24 protein-coding genes are annotated in these 19800 nt (G+C 74.4%); 11 read left to right on the top strand and 13 right to left on the bottom strand.

Translation table 11 applies throughout. The features are described from left to right. Positions 1–26 precede the first annotated feature (26 nt). From O7546_RS09105 to O7546_RS09095, 3 genes are all read left to right on the top strand, one after another. Positions 27–716 carry a response regulator transcription factor gene (locus tag O7546_RS09105; protein ID WP_013285422.1) on the top strand — a complete coding sequence of 230 codons (690 nt, stop codon included), beginning with the start codon at positions 27–29 and terminating at the stop codon, positions 714–716. Positions 717–745: 29 nt separating this feature from the next. Next, positions 746–2137: a HAMP domain-containing sensor histidine kinase gene (locus tag O7546_RS09100; RefSeq protein ID WP_194801054.1), complete on the top strand. Its 1392-nt coding sequence runs from the start codon at positions 746–748 to the stop codon at positions 2135–2137. Positions 2138–2365: 228 nt separating this feature from the next. After that, positions 2366–2641 carry a hypothetical protein gene (locus tag O7546_RS09095; protein ID WP_135239358.1) on the top strand — a complete coding sequence of 92 codons (276 nt, stop codon included), beginning with the start codon at positions 2366–2368 and terminating at the stop codon, positions 2639–2641. Here the strand turns inward: O7546_RS09095 and O7546_RS09090 are convergent. Together O7546_RS09090 and O7546_RS09085 are read right to left on the bottom strand one after the other, a co-directional pair. Next, positions 2598–3623: an adenosine deaminase gene (locus O7546_RS09090; RefSeq protein WP_194801027.1), complete on the bottom strand. Its 1026-nt coding sequence runs from the start codon at positions 3621–3623 to the stop codon at positions 2598–2600. The two genes, O7546_RS09095 and O7546_RS09090, sit on opposite strands and share 44 nt — an antisense overlap. Continuing rightward, positions 3620–4411: a trans-aconitate 2-methyltransferase gene (locus tag O7546_RS09085; RefSeq protein WP_194801026.1), complete on the bottom strand. Its 792-nt coding sequence runs from the start codon at positions 4409–4411 to the stop codon at positions 3620–3622. The genes O7546_RS09090 and O7546_RS09085 overlap by 4 nt, the downstream gene beginning before the upstream one ends. An 84-nt stretch (positions 4412–4495) precedes the next feature. Between O7546_RS09085 and O7546_RS09080 the strand changes: the two genes are divergently transcribed. Together O7546_RS09080 and O7546_RS09075 are read left to right on the top strand one after the other, a co-directional pair. After that, a complete protein-coding gene (locus tag O7546_RS09080) occupies positions 4496–5479 on the top strand; it encodes an aldo/keto reductase (protein ID WP_194801025.1) in 984 nt (327 codons plus the stop codon). Between the two features lie 76 nt (positions 5480–5555). Further along, positions 5556–5747 (top strand): hypothetical protein, encoded by a 192-nt coding sequence (locus O7546_RS09075; protein ID WP_194801024.1) that lies wholly within the window; start codon positions 5556–5558, stop codon positions 5745–5747. A gap of 79 nt (positions 5748–5826) precedes the next feature. On the opposite strand, the gene O7546_RS09070 is transcribed toward O7546_RS09075, so the two are convergent. From O7546_RS09070 to O7546_RS09040, 7 genes are all read right to left on the bottom strand, one after another. After that, a complete protein-coding gene (locus O7546_RS09070) occupies positions 5827–6030 on the bottom strand; it encodes a cold-shock protein (RefSeq protein ID WP_007075740.1) in 204 nt (67 codons plus the stop codon). A gap of 288 nt (positions 6031–6318) precedes the next feature. Next, entirely contained in the window at positions 6319–6591 is a 273-nt protein-coding gene (locus O7546_RS09065) for a DUF4235 domain-containing protein (protein ID WP_194801023.1), read from the bottom strand. Then, a complete protein-coding gene (locus tag O7546_RS09060; RefSeq protein WP_194801022.1) occupies positions 6588–6929 on the bottom strand; it encodes a DUF3618 domain-containing protein in 342 nt (113 codons plus the stop codon). Before O7546_RS09060 ends, O7546_RS09065 begins: the two co-directional genes overlap by 4 nt. Continuing rightward, entirely contained in the window at positions 6926–7360 is a 435-nt protein-coding gene (locus tag O7546_RS09055) for a phage holin family protein (protein WP_013474843.1), read from the bottom strand. The genes O7546_RS09060 and O7546_RS09055 overlap by 4 nt, the downstream gene beginning before the upstream one ends. A gap of 239 nt (positions 7361–7599) precedes the next feature. Then, positions 7600–8796 carry a mechanosensitive ion channel family protein gene (locus O7546_RS09050; protein ID WP_194801021.1) on the bottom strand — a complete coding sequence of 399 codons (1197 nt, stop codon included), beginning with the start codon at positions 8794–8796 and terminating at the stop codon, positions 7600–7602. Positions 8797–8873: 77 nt separating this feature from the next. Then, positions 8874–9695 carry a DUF1206 domain-containing protein gene (locus O7546_RS09045; protein ID WP_194801020.1) on the bottom strand — a complete coding sequence of 274 codons (822 nt, stop codon included), beginning with the start codon at positions 9693–9695 and terminating at the stop codon, positions 8874–8876. Between the two features lie 65 nt (positions 9696–9760). Next, the gene (locus O7546_RS09040; RefSeq protein ID WP_194801019.1) at positions 9761–10120 is read right to left on the bottom strand and encodes a hypothetical protein; all 360 of its coding nucleotides are present in this window, start codon (positions 10118–10120) and stop codon (positions 9761–9763) included. A gap of 99 nt (positions 10121–10219) precedes the next feature. Here O7546_RS09040 and O7546_RS09035 point away from each other — a divergent pair, with 99 nt between their 5' ends. Further along, positions 10220–11446 (top strand): cysteine desulfurase-like protein, encoded by a 1227-nt coding sequence (locus O7546_RS09035; protein WP_194801018.1) that lies wholly within the window; start codon positions 10220–10222, stop codon positions 11444–11446. Continuing rightward, positions 11443–11730 carry a GNAT family N-acetyltransferase gene (locus O7546_RS09030; protein ID WP_194801017.1) on the top strand — a complete coding sequence of 96 codons (288 nt, stop codon included), beginning with the start codon at positions 11443–11445 and terminating at the stop codon, positions 11728–11730. Before O7546_RS09035 ends, O7546_RS09030 begins: the two co-directional genes overlap by 4 nt. A 45-nt stretch (positions 11731–11775) precedes the next feature. Here O7546_RS09030 and O7546_RS09025 read toward each other — a convergent pair whose 3' ends face one another. Further along, positions 11776–13275: a glycoside hydrolase family 3 protein gene (locus O7546_RS09025; RefSeq protein WP_194801016.1), complete on the bottom strand. Its 1500-nt coding sequence runs from the start codon at positions 13273–13275 to the stop codon at positions 11776–11778. Between the two features lie 139 nt (positions 13276–13414). On the opposite strand from O7546_RS09025, the gene O7546_RS09020 reads away from it, so the two are divergent. From O7546_RS09020 to O7546_RS09005, 4 genes are all read left to right on the top strand, one after another. After that, entirely contained in the window at positions 13415–13537 is a 123-nt protein-coding gene (locus tag O7546_RS09020; protein ID WP_255533053.1) for a hypothetical protein, read from the top strand. A 68-nt stretch (positions 13538–13605) separates the two neighbouring features. After that, on the top strand, positions 13606–15237 hold the full coding sequence (locus O7546_RS09015; protein WP_281600731.1) for a RecQ family ATP-dependent DNA helicase: 1632 nt from the start codon (positions 13606–13608) through the stop codon (positions 15235–15237). 63 nt (positions 15238–15300) lie between these two features. Next, on the top strand, positions 15301–15804 hold the full coding sequence (locus O7546_RS09010) for a hypothetical protein (RefSeq protein WP_135239346.1): 504 nt from the start codon (positions 15301–15303) through the stop codon (positions 15802–15804). A gap of 124 nt (positions 15805–15928) precedes the next feature. Then, positions 15929–16972, top strand: coding sequence for a helix-turn-helix domain-containing protein (locus O7546_RS09005; RefSeq protein WP_281600730.1), 1044 nt, complete (start codon positions 15929–15931; stop codon positions 16970–16972). A 174-nt stretch (positions 16973–17146) separates the two neighbouring features. Here the strand turns inward: O7546_RS09005 and O7546_RS09000 are convergent, their stop codons facing one another. From O7546_RS09000 to O7546_RS08990, 3 genes are read right to left on the bottom strand one after another with little or no spacing between them, the layout of a single operon-like run. Further along, positions 17147–18136 (bottom strand): DNA topoisomerase IB, encoded by a 990-nt coding sequence (locus O7546_RS09000; protein ID WP_281600729.1) that lies wholly within the window; start codon positions 18134–18136, stop codon positions 17147–17149. Beyond that, positions 18120–19079 carry a glycosyltransferase family 9 protein gene (locus O7546_RS08995; protein WP_281600728.1) on the bottom strand — a complete coding sequence of 320 codons (960 nt, stop codon included), beginning with the start codon at positions 19077–19079 and terminating at the stop codon, positions 18120–18122. Before O7546_RS08995 ends, O7546_RS09000 begins: the two co-directional genes overlap by 17 nt. Next, a complete protein-coding gene (locus tag O7546_RS08990) occupies positions 19076–19777 on the bottom strand; it encodes an SDR family oxidoreductase (RefSeq protein ID WP_269696535.1) in 702 nt (233 codons plus the stop codon). The genes O7546_RS08995 and O7546_RS08990 overlap by 4 nt, the downstream gene beginning before the upstream one ends. Between the last annotated feature and the right edge of the window lie 23 nt (positions 19778–19800).

Raw genomic sequence — 19800 nt, 5'->3', positions numbered from 1 at the left:
CTTGCCACGCCGAGTACGGTGCTGACGTGGCAACCGTCCTGCTGGTCGAAGACGACCACGTCGTGCGCGGCGCCATGCTGCGGTCGCTGACCGATCGGGGGCACGCGGTACACGCCGTCGGCACCGCGCTGGACGCGCTGCGCCGGGTCGCCGCGGAGACGCCGGACCTGGTGGTGCTCGACCTCGGTCTGCCCGACCTGGACGGCTCGGACGCGCTGCGCATGCTGCGCGGCATCACCGACGTGCCGATCATCATCGCCACCGCCCGGGACGACGAGCAGTCGGTGGTGCGGCTGCTGCGCGCCGGCGCGGACGACTACATGGTCAAGCCGTTCACCGGGGCGCACCTGGACGCCCGGATCACCACTGTGCTGCGCCGGGCCGGCCGGGCCAGCCGTACCGTCGCGCCGGCCGTGCACACGGTCGGCGGCCTGCGCGTCGACGTGGGCGAGCGCAGCGCGGTGCTGGACGGGGAGGCGCTGGCGCTGACCCGTAAGGAATTCGACCTGCTGGCGTATCTCGCCGCGCGTCCCGGCCGGGTAGTGTCCCGGCGGGAACTCTTGGAGGAGGTATGGCGGCAGCCATCGGTCGGCGAGGACCAGACCATCGACGTTCACCTGTACTGGCTCCGCCGCAAAATGGGCGAGTCCGCGGCGAAGCCGCGTTACCTGCGCACCGTGCGGGGGGTCGGCTTCCGGCTGGTGGCGCCGGACTGAGGTTCAGCCTCGCCGGGCTCACCGCGGGGCTGTGCGGCCTGATCGCGCTCGCCTTCCTCATCCCGCTCGGGCTGACCCTCGCCGACCGGACCCGGGAGGCGGAGCTGGCCGACGCCGCCCGCCGGGCCGCGCTGGTGACCGGCGCGCTCGCGGTCAGCACCGACACCGCGACGATCGAACGGGCGGTGGCCGCCGCGGCCGGTGACGATCCGGCCATGCGCCCGGTCGTGCACGGCATCGGCGCGGACGAGTCCGCCGGTCGCGCCGACCCGCGGGTGCTCGCCGAGGCGGCCGCGCGGCGGCAGTCGGTGGTGACCGAGGTGGACGGCGGGGTGCTGCGGCTGGACCCGGTGGTGCTCGGTGACCGGGTCGCCGTGGTGGAGGTGTTCGTCCCCGACGAAGTGCTCGACTCCGGGGGCGGCGGGCGGTGGCTGCTGCTGTTCGCGATCGGCCTGGCGCTTGTCGGCGCGGCGGTCGCCGTGGTCGACCGGGTGGCGGCACGGGCCGTGGACGCCACCGGCGATCTGGTCAAGGCGGCGCTCGCGGTGGGCGACGGCGAGCTGGGGGTACGGGTCGAGCCGACCGGCCCGCGTGAGCTGGCCGAGGCCGGGCACGCGTTCAACCGGATGACGGAACGGCTGGTGGCGCTGCGTGCCGACGAGCACGAGCTGGTCGCCGACCTGTCGCACCGGCTGCGTACGCCGCTGACCGCGCTGCGGCTGGACGCCGAGGCGCTGGAGTCCGACGACACGAGCATCGGCACGTTCAGCGAGGCGGAGCTGGACCGGCGACGCGGCATCCGGCGGATCCGGCAGGCGATCGTCACGCTGGAGGGCGAGGTCGACCAGCTCATCAAGACGACCCGCAAGGCGGTCGCCCAGGAGTCGGCGCCGGCGTCGTGCGACGTGAGCGAGGTGGTCCGGGACCGGATGGTCTTCTGGTCGGCGCTGGCCGGGGACCAGAACCGGCCGCACCGGGTGGTCGGGGCGCAGTTCCGCATCCCGGCGCCGGTGCCCCGCGCCGAACTGGCCGCCGCGCTGGACGCGGTGATCGGCAACGTGTTCCGGTACACGCCGCAGGGCACCGCGTTCGAGGTGGCGGTGAGCCGCCGGGACGGCTGGGTGGCGATCCGCATCGACGACGCCGGGCCGGGCATCGCCGACCCGGACCGGGCGCTGCGCCGGGGTGAGAGCGACAAGGGCTCGACCGGGCTCGGGCTGGACATCGCCAAGCGGGTCGCGTTGCAGGCGAACGGTTCGGTGAGCATCGACCGGGCCCGGCTCGGCGGGGCGAGCGTGGTGATGCTGCTGGCCGACCCGGACGCGGCACCCCGGCAGGTGAACCGGTTCGGGCTGGTCGGGCGGATGGCCCGGGAGGCCCGTGAGCCGCGTGCCGGGCGGCGCTGGCCGCGCCCGCGCTGACCCGTGGCTGTGTACGGGCGCAAGTTCTCCTTAAAGGTGGTTTAACGACGGCCGGAAAACCGGCGTGAACTGCCAGGATCGCTGACAGAACCCATCAGTTCCGTCGGCCGGGACGCCCCGTAAGACCTTCCGGCCGACGGATCATGCGCGCGGCGGGAGTCCGGTCCCCCCACACCTCGCTCCCGTCGCGCGCGCTCTCCCGTCGATCCCGGGCGCGAGGTGACCGTCATGCCACCGGCCGTCAGTCGTCTGCTCCGCTGGGCCGCCGTCATCGGCCTGGGCATCGCGCTCACACTCGCGGTCTGGCAGGACCCGGTGCTCGCGCACGGGCCCGTCCGGCCCGCGCCCGCCGCTCCCGGTCCCACCGTCGCGCTCACCGTGCTCGCGCTGTCCGCGATGCTGCTGACCGCGCGGCGCCGGCCGCCCCGGGGATCCCGGCGGCCGGCACCGGTACGGCCGCTCAGCGTGCCGCGCTCCCCAGGTACGCGTCGATCTCGGCGGTGATCCGGGCCTGCTCGGCCGGCGTCAGGAACGCGGCGGCCACGGCGTCGCGGGCCAGCGCGGCGACCCCGTCGGGGCCGAGCCGCAGCAGCCGGGCGGCCACCGCGTACTCGTCGTTGAGCGTGGTGCCGAACATCGGCGGGTCGTCGGAGTTGATGCTGACCGGCACGCCGGCCTCGACGATCCGGGGCAGCGGGTGCGCGTCCAGGCTGGGCACGGCCCGGGTGCGCACGTTCGACGTCGGGGAGATCTCCAGCGGGATCCGCCGCTCGGCGAGGTAGGTCAGCAGCGCCGGGTCCTGCGCGGCGGAGATGCCGTGGCCGATCCGCTCGGCGCCCAGCTCGCGCAGCGCGTCCCAGATCGTCTCCGGGCCGGTGGTCTCGCCGGCGTGCGGCACCGAGCGCAGCCCGGCGGCCCGCGCCTGGTCGAACCAGGGCTTGAACTGCGGCCGGGGCACCCCGATCTCGGGGCCACCGAGGCCGAAGCTGACCAGCCCGTCGGGTCGTTCGTCGAGCGCGATCCGCAGCGTCTGCTCGGCGGCGGGCAGGCCGGCCTCGCCGGGGATGTCGAAGCACCAGCGCAACGCGATGCCGAAGTCGGCCTCGGCGCGCTTGCGGGCGTCCTCGATCGCCTCGCAGAACGCCGGCGCCGGGATGCCGCGGTTGACGTGCGAGTACGGCGTGACGGTCAGCTCGGCGTAGCGGACCTGCTGGCGGGCCAGTTCCCGGGCGACCTCGTGGGTGAGCAGCCAGACGTCGTCGGCGTCGCGGATGAGGTCCACCACGCTGAGGTAGACCTCGATGAAGTGGGCGAAGTCGCGGAACGCGAAGTAGTCGGCGAGCGCCTCCGGGTCGGCCGGGACGGGGCTGCGCCCCTCGTGCCGGGCGGCCAGCTCGGCGACGATCCGGGGCGAGGCCGAGCCGACGTGGTGCACGTGCAGCTCCACCTTTGGCAGTCCGGCGATGAAGGTGGGCAGGTCGGTCACGAGTTCTCCTCTGCGCGGGTGCCGGTGCGGGCCACCATGAAGATCCGGCGGAACGGGAAGTACACCTGACCCTGCCGCACCGGGTACGCCTGCGCGAGCCGTACCCCCAGCTCGGCGCGGAAGGCGGCCCAGCCGGCGGCGTCCAGCGCGGCGCGGACCGGGCGCAGCGCGGTGCCCTCCATCCAGGCCAGCACCGGGTGGTCGGCGCCGGTGGCGGGCAGCAGATGCACGTACGTAGTCTCCCAGGCGTCGACCGCGCAACCCGCGTCGGTCAGCAGCGTGGCGTACCCGACCGGCTCGTCGACGGGGGCCTCGCGCAGCTTGCCGGCGAGCGCGTCGCGCCACCGGTCCTGCGCGGCGACGGAGCGCAGCAGCCGGTGTGACGGCGCGTCGAAGTTGCCGGGTACCTGGAACGCCATCCAGGCGCCGGTGGGCAGCGCCGCCGCCCAGCGGCGGAGCAGGTCGCGGTGTTCCGGCACCCACTGGAGCACGGCGTTGCCGACCAGCACGTCCACCTCGGGCTCCGGCCGCCAGTCGCGGACGTCGGCGACCGCGTAGCCGACCGGTCCGCCCTCGGCGGCCGCCCGGGCGATCATCTCCGGGGAGGAGTCCAGGCCGGTGATCCGGCTGCCGGGCCAGCGGGCGGCGAGCGTGGCGGTGAGGGTGCCGGGGCCGCAGCCGAGGTCGACCACGGCGCGCGGGTGCTCGGCGCCGACGCGGGCCAGCAGGTCGTGGAACGGCCGGGAGCGCTCGTCGCCGTAGCGCAGGTAGGTGCGCGGGTCCCACATGGCAGCCTCCAAACCGTACGTACGTCTTGTTAGACGGTACGGCCCGGCGCGCGCCACGGCAAGCCGCTCACTAGGCTCGACCGGATGGAACAGCGCAGCTTCGACCGGCTCGGCCGGCACGTCGGCATCATCGGACTCGGCGCGTGGCAGCTCGGCGCGGACTGGGGCGAGGTCAGCGAGGACGCGGCGCTCGCCGTCCTGGCCGCCGCCGTCGACGCCGGCGTCACCTTCCTGGACACCGCCGACGTGTACGGCGACGGCCGCAGCGAGGCCCTGATCGGCCGGTTCCTGCGCTCCCGCCCCGGGCACGGGCTCACCGTCGCCACCAAGATGGGCCGCCGGGTGGAGCAGACGCCGGAGGCGTACACCCTGGACAACTTCCGGGCCTGGACCGACAGGTCCCGGGCCAACCTCGGCGTCGACACGCTCGACCTGGTGCAGCTGCACTGCCCGCCCACCGCCGTCTTCGCCGACGACCGGGTCTTCGACGCCCTCGACACGCTCGTCGCCGAGGGCCGCGTGGCCGGGTACGGCGTCAGCGTGGAGACCTGCGACCAGGCGCTCACCGCCATCGCCCGGCCCGGTGTGGCGAGCGTGCAGATCATCCTCAACGCGGTCCGGCACAAGCCGCTGGAGCGGGTGCTGCCCGCCGCCGCTGCCGCCGGGGTCGGGATCATCGCCCGGGTGCCGCTGGCCAGCGGCCTGCTCTCCGGGCGGTACGACGAGAACACCACCTTCCCGGCGAACGACCACCGCACGTTCAACCGGCACGGCGAGTCGTTCGACGTCGGCGAGACGTTCTCCGGTGTGGACTACGACAGCGGCCTGGAGGCGGTACGCCGGCTCGCGCCGCTGGTCGGCGACGACCGCACGATGGCGCAGTTCGCGCTGCGCTGGATCCTCGACCAGCCCGGCGTGACTGTGGTGATCCCCGGCGCCCGCTCCCCCGAGCAGGCACGGCGCAACGCCGAGGCGGCCGGGCAGCCGGCATTGACCGAGGTGGAGCTGGCCGCGGTGCGGGCCACCTACGACGAGCTGATCCGCCCGCAGGTGCACGACCGGTGGTGAACCGGCCGCGCGGCGCGGCGTCGCCGGGCGCCGGCGGCGGGCATGCTGGAGCGGGACTGTCGTCGGAGGGGGAACGATGAGGGGTTGGTTCCGGCTCACAGTGGGGCTGCTCGCCGTGGTGATCGGCGCGTTGTGGACGGTGCTCGGCCTCGGCTACGTCGAGGGCAGCGTCATGAGCGACAAGCGGATCTGGGCGATGGTCGGCCCGGTGCTGGTCCTGTTCGGACTGGCCGGGCTCTGGTGGGGCATGCGGGCGCGGCGCCGCTGAGGCGCGGCAAGGCGAAGCCCCGCCTCCCGTACGGGATGCGGGGCTTCCGGCACCGGCCGGCGCGGCCGGTGCGGTCAGCTCAGATGGGGCGGACCTGCTCGGCCTGCGGACCCTTCTGACCCTGGGCGATCTCGAACTCCACCCGCTGGTTCTCCTCCAGCGTGCGGTAGCCGCTGGTCTGGATGGCCGAGAAGTGGACGAACACGTCAGCACCCCCGCCGTCGACGGTGATGAAGCCGAAGCCCTTGTCAGCGTTGAACCACTTCACGGTTCCCTGCGCCATGTGTATCTCCTTCTAAAACTGGCGGCCGAGCACGCCGTGCGGCCGATTGGCCGTTTTCGAGCAGCGGTGCCTGAGGCGGCCCCCAATGCAGGAGACTTCTCTCAACCCACGCGTCTCTCAACAGCGTGAGAAAGCAAACCACGTACGCAAAAACTTCGCACAGCCTAGCGGACGAAATTCTCCGACATGTGACCTGAAGGTCGCGCGGACGGCGCTGCGCGGCCCCGCCGGAGCCATGCGAAAGGCCCCCTCCCCGCGCTCGGGAAAGGGGCCTTTCCGGCCTTTTCGTCAGTCCGGCCAGCGACCTGTCAGCCGGCGTACGCCCACCGCTCCGCCCCTGTCGACGGCGGCCCGCACCACCGAGAAGATGGCCCCCTGCAGGGCCGCGGCGGCGAGCACCTCGCCCCAGCGGCGGTCCTCGTCGGTGGCGCTCGGCGCCTCGCCGTCGCCCGCCGTCACCTTCCAGACCTGGCGGAAGATCGCCCCGGCGACGGCACCGGCGGCCAGGCCGAGCAGCACCCCCACCGGCTTGTACGCCGCCTTGCCGATCCTGCCGCTCACCTGCGCCTCCCTCGGACGATCACCAGCACCACCGCGGTCACCAGCGCGCCGGCCGCGATGGCCGCCCACGGCAACGGGTTGCGCCCGACCGCCTCACCCTTCTCGTACGCCTGCGCCCGGACCAGCCGGGCGCGCTGGGCCGCCCGCCCGCGCACCCGGGCCGCGGTCAGCGACGCCTGCTCGCGCATCCGCGCCTTCGCCTGCTCAGCCGAGTGCCGCACCAGCGCCTTCGGATCGGCCCTGGCCGCGAGCAGCTCCATCGTCTCACCGAGCTCCACCCGGGTCCGGCGGATCTCCTCCCGGAGCGCCGCCACGTCCCCGGTCCCGTTACCGGTCATGCCCGCCTCCCGTCCTTCACCGCGGCGGTGACCGTGTCGACGTCCGCCCGCACGCTGCGGACCGCCGCCTCAGGCACCGGCGGGACGGCACGGCTGACCTGCTTCTTGCCCACCAGAGCCAGGATCCCGGCGAGCAGGAACAGCGCCACCGCCACGATCAGGGCGGCCAGCCACGCCGGCATGACAAGCGCCAGCAGCAGGATCACGGTGGCGACCAGGGCGCCGGCTCCGTAGAGCGCCATCACCCCGCCGCCGCCGAACAGACCGATCCCGATTCCGGCGTGCTTGCCCTTCTGGGTCAGCTCCGCGCGGGCCAGGGCCAGCTCGTCCCGCACCAGGCGGGTGACCTGCTCGGTGGCGCGCTGTACCAGTTCGGCGGTGGACGGCTCGCTCCCGGTCCGCGACGTGCTGCGACTCGCGACGTCAGCCATGCTGTCCTCCTTTCGTCATCACCGCGCTGTATGCCCGGAGTCGCCGCCCGTCAATCCTGCGCGGAGCAGCCGGTCCGCCCGGCCGCGCGCCGCCGGAATCCGGTGCCGGGCACCGGATCCGGGGCGTGCGCACCACGTCCCCCGCAACCGCCCGGCCAAACCCGTCCGGCCGGAAAGCCGCCCGTACGCGCCGAACCCCCGGCGCCGTGGGCGGCCGGGGGCTCCGATCGGGGTACGGGTCAGCGACGCGCCTCGGCGTGCTCCTCCCGGCCCACGAACACCTCGCTGCGCGCCTCGCCGTCGTCGCTGCCGCCGAAGACACGCGCGTCGTCGGGCGCCTCGGTGCCGGTCGGGCGGCGTACCGGGCGGCGCGGCTGCACCGCCTGCCAGGGCAGCAGGCCGTTGACCTCGCCGACCTCGGCGCGCAGCCGGGGCAGGGCGGTCGGGCGCTGGTCGCGTACCCAGGTCACCAGGTGCTCGCGGACCAGGCACCGCAGGTCCCACAGGCTGCCCGCGTCGGCGGCGCTGACCAGCGCGCGGACCTTGACCATGCCGCCGGTCGCGTCGGTCACCTGGAGCACGCAGACCCGGCCGTCCCACAGCTCGGTGCCCTCACACAGGCGGCGCAGTTCCTCCCGCATCGCCTGCACCGGGACGGCCCAGTCCAGCTCGAACTCGGCCGTGCCGAGCACCGCCGCCTCGGTCCGGGTCCAGTTCTGGAACGGCCGGCTGGTGAAGTACGAGGTGGGCAGGATCAGCCGGCGGTCGTCCCAGATCTGCACCACCACGTAGCTGAGCGTCAGCTCCTCGATCCGGCCCCACTCCCCCTCGACCACCACCACGTCGTCCAGGCGTACCGCGTCGCTGAACGCGAGCTGGAGACCGGCGAAGACGTTGGCGAGCAGGCTCTGCGCGGCCAGCGCGGCGACCGCGGCGATCACACCGGCGGAGGTCAGCACACCGGCGCCGACGCCGCGTACGGCCGGGAACGTCATCAGCATCACGCCGACCGTGAGGATCACGATCACCGCGATGGTGAGCCGGCGCAGCAGCACCACCTGCGTGCGCACCCGGCGGGCGTGCCTGTTGTTCGGCACGTCGACCCGGAACCGGGCCAGCGCGGTGTCCTCCGCCACGACCAGCAGCGAGGCCACCAGCCAGGCGGTGGCGGCGATCGTCGCGAGCACCAGCGTGTGCAGGACGAACTGCCGCCACGGGCTGCCGACCGCGTACGCGGTGGTGAACCGGACCGCGAACTGCACCGCGGCCACGGTGAGGGCGAGCTGGAACGCGCGGTGCGCGTGCTCGGTCAGCTCGGTCATCAGCAGCGAGCGGCGGCCGAGGCGGCGGATGACGCGGTGCACCACCTGGGCCAGCACCAACGCGATCGCCGCCGCGGCGAGCGCGGCGGCGACTGTCACGACGTAACTCTGCACGAACTCTCTCTCCCTCCGACCGGGCGGGAATCGGGCAAAGGCCCAATGGTGCCCGGCGGCCCGGGTATCGACCAGGATCAGACCTTGCGGTACCGGGACTGGAAGAAGCAGTAGACACCGAACGCGGCGATGCCGAGCGCCATGAGCGCCAGCAGCCACGGCCCGTACGACTGGTCGCGCAGCGTCCGCAGGGCGGCGTCCAGGCCACGCGCCTTCTCCGGGTCGTAGTTCACCGCGGCGACGACGACAAGCACGCCGGCGATGGCGAAGACGGCGCCCCGGGAGGCGTAGCCGGCCATGCCGAGACGACGGGTGAGCTGGCGGGTCTTCGGGCTCATCTCGCCGGTCTTGAGGTTGCGCTCGAACTTCTTCTTCAGGCCGTAGATCACCATGCCGACGCCGAGCGCGGCGAGCGCGAGCCCGGCCAGCCCGACCAGCCACCGGCCGCCGTCGGAGGCCATCAGCTTCTCGGAGAGCTGCTGCTGCTGGTCCGAGGCGTTGGAGCTGGCGTCCTGGAAGACCTTGATCGCGGTCCAGCCCAGCCAGACGAAGACGACGACCCGGACCGCCGAGGCGATCCGTTCGAACAGTCGTTCCTTGCCGGTCCTGGAGACGTGGCCGGAGATCGCCTCGAACGCCTGCCAGATCGCCATGGCGAACAGGCCGACCGCGACCGCGATCAGGAGGAACTTCCCGAGCGGCTGTTCACCGAGGGTGCGCAGCGCGCCGTTCTGGTTTCCCTCCTCGCCCGAGTTCCCGAAGGCGATCTGCAGCGCCAGCCAGGCGAAGAGGAGGTGCACCACCCCGTATCCGATGAATCCGGCACGGGTCAACAGTTCGAGCCACCGGCTGTTTCGAGCCTGTGCGGCGGTGGCTCCGGCATTCCGGGTGAGAGACATGAGCCCTCAATCTCCCGGCGGGCGATTTTCCAAACGTCGCCGCCCGCCGGGACGGCCGAAACGGATCAGCCGGCGAGGTCGCGGGCGACCCGCAGCACCACCTGCTGGTCGGTGACGCTGTCCAGGCTGACCTGGAAGCCGGCCACCTCGGTGGCCTGCTGACCCACGGTGAGCGAGAGCTGTTCCCCGGCGACCTCGACGGTCACCTGGTCGTCCTGGGCGCCGATCAGCTTCGCCTCGACGCCGAGGATCCGGGCGCTGGCCTCCACGCCACGGTCGAAGGTGATCGTGCAGGCGTCGAGGCCGCAGTCGGTCTCGGCGCCCTCGGAGCTGCATCCGGCGAGCAGTGCGGCGCCGAGGGCGAGACCGGCGAGCAGACCGGCGGCGCGACGGGCGGGGGCGGAGGTGGCGCGTCGGATCGTCACCCGTCCAAGGATAGGCGGCGAACGCCACGGCGCCCTCGCGGGCGGGCGCGGGACGGCCACGCCGGGCGGGGCGTCCGGGGTGCGCGCTAGGGTGCCGGAATGGCTTTCGACGTCGCCCGGGTCCGGGCCGCCTACCCTGCCCTGAGCGAGGGATTCGCCCACTTCGACGGCGCCGGGGGCACCCAGACCGCCGCCGCCGTCGTCGAGGCGGTGGCCGGGGCGATGCGCGCCGCGACGGGCAACCGCAGCACCGCCTTCCTGCCCGGCCGCCGGGCGCTGGACCTGGTCGCCGGGGCGCGGGCGGCGGTCGCCGACCTGCTCGGCGCGCAGCCGTCGGGCGTGGTGCTCGGGCCGAGCGCGACAGCGCTGACGTACACGCTGGCCCGGACGCTCGGCGCCGGCTGGCGTCCGGGCGACGAGGTGGTCGTCTCCCGGCTGGACCACGACGCGAACGTCCGCCCGTGGGTGCAGGCCGCGCAGGCGTCCGGCGCCACGGTGCGCTGGGCAGAGTTCGACCCGACGACCGGTGAGCTGCCCGCCGGCCAGTACGCCGACCTGGTCACCGAGCGGACCCGGCTGGTCGCGGTGACCGCGGGCAGCAACGCGATCGGCACCGTGCCGGACGTGGCGGCGATCGCCAAGACCGCGCACGCCGCCGGCGCACTGGTGTGCGTGGACGGCGTGCACTCGGTGCCGCACGGCCCGACCGATGCGGCCTCGCTCGGCGCGGACTTCCTGGTGACCAGCGCGTACAAGTGGTCCGGGCCGCACCTGGCGGCGATGGTCGCCGACCCGGCGCGGTGGCAGGCGCTACGCCCGGCGAAGCTCGTGCCCTCCGCCGACGCGGTGCCGGACCGGTTCGAGTACGGCACGCCGAGCTTCCCGCTGCTGGCCGGGGTGACCGCCGCGGTGGACCACCTGGCCGGCCTGGATCCGGCCGCGACCGGCGACCGGCGGGAGCGGGTACGCGCCGGGCTGGCCGCCGCGCAGGCGCACGAGGAGGCGGTCTTCGACCGGCTGCTCGCCGGGCTCGCCGACCGCCCGTTCGTGACCGTGTACGGCGCACCGGCCCGGCGCTGCCCGACGGTGTCGTTCCGGGTCGCCGGCCTGACCCCGGCGCAGACCGCGGCGGCGCTGGGTGAGGCAGGCCTGTGCCTGTCGCACGGCGACTACTACGCCTACGAGTACTTCGAGGGCATGGGCCTGCGGAGCAGCGGCGGGGCCGTGCGGGCGAGCGTCTACCACTACAACACCGTCGACGAGGTGGACCGGCTGCTGGTCGAACTGGACCGGCTGGCCGGGCCCGGAGGGAGAATGATCCGGTGAGCTTTCTGGTCGAGGAGAACACCGCCGAGCGCCGTTTCGAGATCCTGGTGGACGACGCGCTGGCCGGGTTCACCGCGTACACGCCGCGCGGAGAGACGCTGGTGTTCACGCACACCGAGGTCGACGACCGGTTCCAGGGTCAGGGCGTCGGGGCCGCGCTGGTCCGGGGCGCGCTGGACCAGGTCCGCACCCGGGGCGGCCGGATCGTGCCGCAGTGCCCGTTCGTGGCCTCGTTCATCGAGCGCCACCCGGAGTACGCCGACCTGGTGGCCGACAAGCCGTGAGGCCCGGCCCGGCCGGGGGACCTCCCCACCCGGCCGGACCGGGAGTCAGCGCGCCCCGGTCAGCACCTCGGCGGCGGCCCGGGCCGCCGCGGCGGTGGCGCCGTGGGTGGCCAGATGCACCGCGCCGGTGACCAGCTCGGGCACGCCCAGCTCGACCACCACCGCGTCGGGGCGGGCGGCGAGCGCCCGGCGTACCGCGTCCCGCATCCAGTCGTGGCGGTGCAGGTCGCGTACCACGAGCACCAGCGGCCGGCCGGCGGGTGTCGCGCCCGCGTCGGCCGGTACGGCGTCGGCGGCGTAGCGGACGGTGGTGGTGCCGGGCGCCAGGTGGGCCAGCGGCGCGGCGATGCCCCACGGCGTCTCCTCGCCGATGGCGATGTTGCGCGGCGGCGCGAACTCCACCACGTGCGCCGGACCGGTCAGCGGCAGCAGCGCGGCGTCGCCGGTGACCCGTACCGCACGGCGGGCGGCGGCGAGCCCGATCGGTGAGCCGTCGGCGGACGGCGGGCCGGCGACCCGGCGGCCGCGGGCGGCGACGCTCCAGGCGGCGAGCTGACCGACGCGCTTGGCCGCCTCGGCGAGCCGCTCCTCGGGCAGTTCCCCGCTGATCACCGCCGCCACGATCGCGTCGCGCAGCTCGCGGGCGTCGGCCTCGGTGGCCCGTTCCCCGCCCACACAGATCGCGTCCGCGCCGGCCACGAGCGCGCGCACCGCGGCGCCGGTGAAGCCGTACCGGTCGGCCACCGCGCGCATCTCGACCGCGTCGGTGACCACCACGCCGCCGAAGCCCATCTCCTCGCGCAGCAGGCCGCCGAGCACGCGCGGGCTGAGCGTGGCGGGCAGTTCCGGGTCCAGCGCCGGCACCAGCAGGTGGCCGGTCATCACCGCCTGCACCCCGGCGGCCACGGCGGCGCGGAACGGGGCCAGCTCGACCGCGTCGAGCCGGGCCCGGTCGCCGCCGATGCGTGGCAGGTCGTGGTGCGAGTCGACCCGGGTGTCGCCGTGCCCGGGGAAGTGCTTGGCGCAGGCGGCGACGCCGCCGGCCTGGAGGCCGCGTGCCCAGGCGGCGGTGTGCCGGGCGACCAGGTCCGGGTCGGCGCCGAAGGAGCGCACCCCGATGACCGGGTTGGCCGGGTTGGAGTTGACGTCGGCGTCCGGGGCGTAGTCCAGCGTGACGCCGACGGCCGCGAGTTCGGCGCCGAGGTCGCGGGCGACCTCCTCGGTCAGCGCCGGGTCGTCGACAGCGCCGAGCGCGTAGTTGCCGGGACGGGAACTGCCCCGGGCGGACTCGATCCGGGTGACGTCGCCGGCCTCCTCGTCGATCGCCACGATGACGTCCGGCCGCTCGGCGCGCAGGTTCGCGGTGAGCGTGGCGACCTGCTCGTGGTCGACGACGTTGCGGGCGAACAGGACCACCGAGCCGAGGCCCTCGCCGAGCCAGCGGCACACCCACGACGGCGGTGTGGTGCCGACGAACCCCGGTTGCAGGACGGCGGCGGCGAGCGCCGCCAGGTCTCCGGTCGATCCCTCGGTCCGCTCGCTCATGTGCTGTCGTACCCCCGTCTCCCCCACGGACCCGCCGGGGCCGGCGGGTGCTGACATGGTCACACCGCACCGCTAAATAGTCAACAATCCTTACTGTTAGCCGCTGGCGCCCCCGGACCTCGCGTGGGAGAGTTCCCACATGTCCGTTCAGCCGCTCGCCGACGCCACCAGCGCCGCCGACATCCCCGGCGTACGCCTGCTCGGCCTGGTGGTCGGCGGCCTCTTCCTGCTGATCGCGATCCGGGCCATGTTCCGCCGCTGATCCGCGCCCCGGCGGTGAGCGGCGGTGCCGGTTTCGCGCGGGATCGCCGGGGGTAGCTGAGGCGCTTGATGAAACTGACCACGCACTCCTCCAGCCTGCGCCGGGCGGCGCGGAACCTGTTCGGCTGGACCGCGCTGCGGCCCAACCAGCTCGCCGCCATGCGCGCCGTGATGAAGCGCCGCGACGCCCTCGTGGTGCTGCCCACCGGCGCCGGCAAGTCGGCGATCTACCAGATCCCGGCGAGCCTGATCCCCGGCCCGACGGTGGTGATCTCCCCGCTGCTGGCGTTGCAGCAGGACCAGATCGCCGCGCTCAACGAACGGCAGCGCCCGGAGCTGCGCGCGGTACGGATAAGCTCGGACGAGAGCGCCGCCCAGCAGGCCGAGGCGATCGAGGACATCCGGGCCGGGCGCGCGGAGTTCCTGTTCATCACGCCGGAGGCGCTGAGCAACCCGGACCGGCTCGCCGAGGTCCGCGAGCTGAAGCCGGCGCTGGTGGCGATCGACGAGGCGCACTGCATCTCCGCGTGGGGCCACGACTTCCGGCCGGACTACCTGGCGCTCGGTCACCTGATCGACGGCCTGGGCCGACCGCCGGTGGTGGCGCTCACCGCTACCGCCTCCCCGCCGGTACGCGACGACATCATCGCCCGGCTGCTACTGCGCGAGCCGGAGGTGGTGGTCTCCGGGCTGGACCGGCCCAACCTCTTCCTGGAGGTGGCCCACTGCCCGACCGACGACTACCGGTGGCGGCGACTGGTCGCGCTGCTGCGCGACGACGAGCGGCCCGGCATCATCTACGTGCCGACCCGGCGGGCGGCCGAGGAGCTGGCCGAGCGGCTCACCGGCGCCGGTTTCCCGGCCGAGTTCTACCACGGTGGCATGCCCACCGCGGCCCGGCACGAGCTGCACGAGGCGTTCCTCGCCGACCGGGTGCCGATCATGGTGGCCACGTCGGCGTTCGGCATGGGCATCGACAAGCCGAACATCGCCTGGGTGGTGCACATGGCGCTGCCCGACTCGCCGGACAGCTACTTCCAGGAGATCGGCCGGGCCGGTCGCGACGGCTCGCCGGCCCGGGTACTGCTGCTGTGGCGCTCCGAGGACGTCGGCCTCCAGCGCTACTTCAGCGGCGGCCTGCCGGACGAAAAGGAACTGACCGAACTCGCCGCGCTGCTGCGCGGCAAGGCCCGTAACCGCAAGGAGCTGCGCGAGCTGACCGGCCTCGGTCCGCGCAAGATGGGGCAGTACCTCTCCCTGCTGGAGCAGGTCGGCGCCGCCGAGCCACGCGCCGGGCAGCGCATCGGCGCACCCCGGTACGCCCCGGCGGCCGCCGAGTCCGGCCGGGCCGCGCTGGCCGAGGCGGAACGGCAGCAGACGGTGACCCGGTCGCGCACCGACATGATGCGCGCGTTCGCCGAGACCACCGGCTGCCGGGGCCAGGCCCTGCTGGCGTACTTCGGTGAGCAGATGACCGAGGTCTGCGGGCACTGCGACAACTGCCACGCGGGCACCAGCGTCGCCGGTGACGGCGCGGTCGGGCCGTTCCCGGTACACAGCCAGGTACGCCACCCGGAGTGGGGCGCCGGCCTGGTGCTCAGCTACGAGGAGGACCGGATGACTGTGCTCTTCGACGAGGTGGGCTACAAGACGCTGTCCGTGCGCGTGGTGTCCGAACAGGGCCTGCTGGAGCTGGACTAGCCTGACCCGGGCGCCACGGGGGCGCCCGTCGACAACGACGACCACGGCGAAAGGGGCCTGATCGTGATCGAGCAGCCGGCGTACACCCGGTTCGGCGTCTCCGACGAGGAGTGGGGGCTGCTGGTGGGGCTGCCGCAGTCGGTCCTCACCGCGGCGGCCGCCGCCGAGTCCGACGGCACCCGCCGCACCATGGCGGAGAACGCCGCCGGGCTGGAGACCATCGCGGCCGGCCGCGAGTCGGCCAGTCCGCTGGTCGCCGCGGTGGCCGGTGAGGTCGTCGACCGGGTGGGCGACCCGGAGACCGGCGCGGAACTGCCGGTGATCACGCCGCAGGACCCGAAGGCGATGATCGAGGACGTGCTGGCCCGGGCCGGGCAGGCGTCCGCGCTGCTCACCGCGCGGGTGGACGAGGGGCAGGCCGGGGCGTACCGGCACTGGCTGGTGGAGATCGCCGAGCAGGTGGTGGGCGCGGCCTCCACCGGCGGCATCCTGGGTCTGGGCGGCGACGCGGTGACCGATTCCGAGCGTCGTTTCCGGGACCGGCTGTCCCAGGTGCTGAACGACTGAACGGACTCCTAACAGAAGGTTTCCAAATCCGTCAATGACGGACGTCACGCCCCACGGGTGTCGCTTTTCGACCCCGTGGGGCGTCCTGCTTAGAGGAGGAGTGACGAGCCACGGGGGGTCGTTGATGGACGGGAAGCTGCAACGTCAGGTCCTCGACACGGCGGCGCTGCCGCCGCCGGAGCGCTTCGGCATGTGGCTGGACACGATGGCGAGGACCCCGACGCCGCTGCGCGTGCGCAGCGCGCACGCCGACGACTTCGTCGCGCGCGCGGAGTTCATCGACCTGGGCCCGATGCAGCTCATCCGCCACCGCTACCCGTCGGTGGACTGCGTGCGCACCGCGAAACTGATCCAGCGCTCCGACCCCGACTACTACATGCTCGCGCTGACCGTCAGCGGCGCCAGCCAGGCCGACCAGGAGGGGCGGCGCGCCCGGTGCCGCCCCGGCGACCTCACCTTCTACGACTGCTCCCGGCCGCACGAACTCAGTCACCACGCCGACCCCGCCGGGCTCGACTACGCGCGCTCGATCGTGGCCCTGATGCCGTACGACGCGCTGCCGTTGCCGCCACGCCGGCTCGCTCCCCTGTTCGCCGGCCGGATGTCCGGCTCCGAGGGCGTCGGCGGGCTGGTCGCCGACTTCCTCATCCGGATCACCGCCCAGCCCGAGCAGTACCACGCGGCCGACGCGGAGCGGCTCGGCGCCGTCGGGCTCGACCTGATCGCCACGCTGCTCGGCCGCAACCTGGTCTCCGAGGACGAGGTGCCCACCGAGGTCCGGCGTCGCGCCCTCCGGGCCCAGGTGCGGTCGTACGTGCGCCAGCGCCTCGGCGACGCCACGCTGGACCCGGGCGCGATCGCCGACGCGCACCACATCTCGGTGCGTTCGCTGCACCGGCTCTTCGAGGACGAGGAGACCACTGTGGCCGCGTACATCAGGGACGAGCGACTGGCCCGGTGCCGCCGCGACCTCGCCGACCCGGCGCTGAGCGACCGCTCGATCCAGGTCATCGCCGCCCGCTGGGGCTTCCGCGACAAGGCGCACTTCAGCCGGGTCTTCCGGGCCGCGCAGGGTGAGACACCCCAGGCGTACCGGGCTCGTCACCTGGAACCGGCACGGATCGTCAACAGCGAGGCATCCGCCGTCAACCTGTCCCGTACATACTGAAACTCGGGCTACCGCTCGCGGTGAGCCCACGGATATCGGGGGGCCGGGCGTGGCGCCCGCGGCGGTCCCGGCCGCGGGCGGCCCCGCCCGGTGATGGCTCCCCGGGACCGCACCGGCGCCGAGATTCCCGGCCCCGTCGCGCTTCCCCCCAGGACCGACGGGGCCGGTCGGCGGTCAGCCGGCTTCCTCCTCCAGCAGCGCCAGCACCGACTTCTCCACCGCCTCGCGCGGCATCTCCGGCTGCACCGGCGCCAGCACCCCGTCGTGGTAGAGGTCGACCACGCGCGGGTCCACATACGAGGTGCGGGCCACCGTCGGGGTGTTGCCGAGCAGTTCGGCCACCGAGCGCATCACCCCGGCCACGGCACGCTTGCGGGCGGTGGCGGACCGCTGCGGGCCCACTGTGGCCAGTTCGGCGGCGGCCAGCACCGTCGCGTGCCAGGTACGGAAGTCCTTCGCGGTCATCTCACCGCCGCTGGCGTCGCGCAGGTAGTCGTTGACCTCGTCGCTGCGCACGTCACGCCAGGAGCGGCCGTCCCAGTAGCCGAACAGCCGCTCCTGGGCACGCCGGCGACGGCGCAGGTCGAGCAGCACCCGGCACAGTTCGGCGTCCTCGATCCGGCGGACCTGGTCGATGCCGCCCTTGGCCGGGAACTCGAACACCACGCACCCGCCCCGGGAACGGGCGTGCTCGGGGCGCAGCGTGGCCACCCCGAACGTCGGGTCGTCGCCGGTGGCGTACTGGTCGCTGCCGACCCGGAACGCGCCCATGTCGAGCAGCCGGGCGACGGTGGCGAGCACCCGTTCCCGGCGCAGGCCGCGCAGCGCCAGGTCGTGCGTGACCCGGTCGCGCAGTGCGGGCAGCCGGTGCGCCACCTCCAGCACGTGGTCGAACTTGGCCTCGTCGCGCTTGCGCCGCCAGCCCGGGTGGTAGAGGTACTGCTTGCGGCCCGCCGCGTCGATGCCGGTGGCCTGGATGTGGCCGTTCGGGTACGGCGAGATCCACACGTCCTGCCACGCGGGCGGGATGACCAGCTCACGCAGCCGGGTCAGCTCCCCGGCGTCGCGTACCGGCTCGCCGGCCGGGTCGAGGAACAGCCAGCCCTTGCCGCGGCGCCGGCGCGCGTACCCCGGCCGGCCCGGATCGCTACGCCGCAACCGCACCGGAGACCCGTTCCACGTCGGCCACCGCAGCCACCACCTCGTCGATCCCGATGGCATCCAATGTCGGGTGGGTTCCTACCCCGCCCGACCCGGTCGAATCCGGGTTGACGGCGCTGGGTCCGATCGCACCCAGCGCCCGGTGCCGGGGCCGGTCCGGCGGTGGGCCCCAGTGTGCCGCCGGCACCGGGCCGAACAGCACCACCGAGGCGGTGCCGTAGCCGGTGGCGAGGTGCGCCACGCCGGTGTCCCCGCTGACCACCAGCCGCGCGTCCGCGACGAGCGCGGCCATCTCGGCCAGTCCGGTCCGGCCGGCCAGCACCGCCTCCGGCGGCAGCCCGCCGTCGCGGGCGACCCGCTCGGCCAGCGCCCGCTCGTCCGGCGAGCCGGTCACCGCCACCCGGTGCCCGCGCGCGGCCAGCTCCCGGGCCAGGCCGGCGAACCGCTGCGCCGGCCAGCGCTTCGCCGGGATCTTGCCGCCCGGGTGCAGCAGCGTCACCCCGGCCGGCACGCCGGCCGCCGCCGGACGCCGCAGCGCCAGGTCCGCCGGGTCGGCCGGCAGCCCGTACGCGTGCAGCAGCCGGCACCAGCGGCGGACCTCGTGCTCGTCGTCGTCCCAGGCCGGGCCGTCCGGGTGCCCGGCGCCAGGATTGCGGTAGGCCAGCACGCGGCCGGGGCGGACGGCGGCCAGCGCCCGGTGCGACTGCGGTCCCCGGCCGTGCAGGTTGACCGCCACCTCCGGCGGCGGCCCGGTCCACCCGATCCGGTCCGGCCCGGTGGTGGGCAGCACCCGGTCGACCGCCCCGGTCAGCTCCGCCAGCGGCGCCAGCCAGGCCGGCGCGGCGAGCACCAGCTCCCGGCCCGGCAGGCCGGCGCGCAGGCCACGCAACGCCGGCACGGCGGTCGCCAGGTCACCGACCCCGAGCGCGCGCAGCACCAGGATCACGGGTACGAGGACTCCTGCGCGGCACAGACCACCATCTCGCGTACCGCGCAGCCGGCCGGCTGGGACAGCGCGAACATGACCGCGGCGGCGGTGTCGGCGGGCTCGTTGAGCACCGCGTCCGTGCCGGGGCGGTACTGCGCGTCCCGCTCGTCGAAGAACGCGGTCCGCATCCCGCCCGGGATCAGCAGCGTCACGCCGACCGCTCCGGCGAGTTCGGCGGCGAGCGCCCGGGTGAACCCGACCACCCCGAACTTCGCCGCGCAGTACGCCGTCGCGTCACTGACCGCCTTCACGCCGAGCGTGGAGGCGACTGTGACGATGCTGCCCCGGGACGCCTCCAGCCACGGCAGCGCGGCCCGGATCACCGCGGCCGTGGCGAGCAGGTCGACGGTGACGATCCGCTCCCAGGTCTCCGCCGGGATGTCGGCGAGCTTCCCGGGCACGTCCATCCCGGCGGCGGTGACCACGGCGTCCAGCCCGCCGGAGCGTTCCGCGAGATCGCGGGTGCCGGCCTCGGCGGCGCGGGTGTCGGCCAGGTCGCACTCGACCCACGGCACCCCGTCGGCGGGGCGCTGCCGGTCCAGCACCAGCGGGCGTCCACCGGCGCGGGCCACCGCGGCGACCACCGCCGCGCCGAGCCCGCTGGAGCCGCCGGTGACCAGGACGGTCGGCCCGGCTCCGGGCGCGCCGGCGCTCACGCCGCCACCGTCGGACCGGCGGG

Origin of the sequence: Micromonospora sp. WMMA1976 (assembly GCF_027497335.1) — a bacterium.
Taxonomy (GTDB): domain Bacteria; phylum Actinomycetota; class Actinomycetes; order Mycobacteriales; family Micromonosporaceae; genus Micromonospora; species Micromonospora aurantiaca.
This window is presented reverse-complemented; position numbering and strand designations above follow the sequence as displayed.

Excerpts from the sequence above, each read along its gene's own strand:
- O7546_RS09095 (WP_135239358.1), top strand. The coding sequence starts at position 2,366 with ATGCCACCGGCCGTCAGTCGTCTGCTCCGCTGGGCCGCCGTCATCGGC.
- O7546_RS09085 (WP_194801026.1), bottom strand. The coding sequence starts at position 4,411 with ATGTGGGACCCGCGCACCTACCTGCGCTACGGCGACGAGCGCTCCCGG.
- O7546_RS09080 (WP_194801025.1), top strand. The coding sequence starts at position 4,496 with ATGGAACAGCGCAGCTTCGACCGGCTCGGCCGGCACGTCGGCATCATC.
- O7546_RS09075 (WP_194801024.1), top strand. The coding sequence starts at position 5,556 with ATGAGGGGTTGGTTCCGGCTCACAGTGGGGCTGCTCGCCGTGGTGATC.
- O7546_RS09070 (WP_007075740.1), bottom strand. The coding sequence starts at position 6,030 with ATGGCGCAGGGAACCGTGAAGTGGTTCAACGCTGACAAGGGCTTCGGC.
- O7546_RS09060 (WP_194801022.1), bottom strand. The coding sequence starts at position 6,929 with ATGACCGGTAACGGGACCGGGGACGTGGCGGCGCTCCGGGAGGAGATC.
- O7546_RS09055 (WP_013474843.1), bottom strand. The coding sequence starts at position 7,360 with ATGGCTGACGTCGCGAGTCGCAGCACGTCGCGGACCGGGAGCGAGCCG.
- O7546_RS09045 (WP_194801020.1), bottom strand. The coding sequence starts at position 9,695 with ATGTCTCTCACCCGGAATGCCGGAGCCACCGCCGCACAGGCTCGAAAC.
- O7546_RS09035 (WP_194801018.1), top strand. The coding sequence starts at position 10,220 with ATGGCTTTCGACGTCGCCCGGGTCCGGGCCGCCTACCCTGCCCTGAGC.
- O7546_RS09025 (WP_194801016.1), bottom strand. The coding sequence starts at position 13,275 with ATGAGCGAGCGGACCGAGGGATCGACCGGAGACCTGGCGGCGCTCGCC.
- O7546_RS09020 (WP_255533053.1), top strand. The coding sequence starts at position 13,415 with ATGTCCGTTCAGCCGCTCGCCGACGCCACCAGCGCCGCCGACATCCCC.
- O7546_RS09015 (WP_281600731.1), top strand. The coding sequence starts at position 13,606 with ATGAAACTGACCACGCACTCCTCCAGCCTGCGCCGGGCGGCGCGGAAC.
- O7546_RS09005 (WP_281600730.1), top strand. The coding sequence starts at position 15,929 with ATGGACGGGAAGCTGCAACGTCAGGTCCTCGACACGGCGGCGCTGCCG.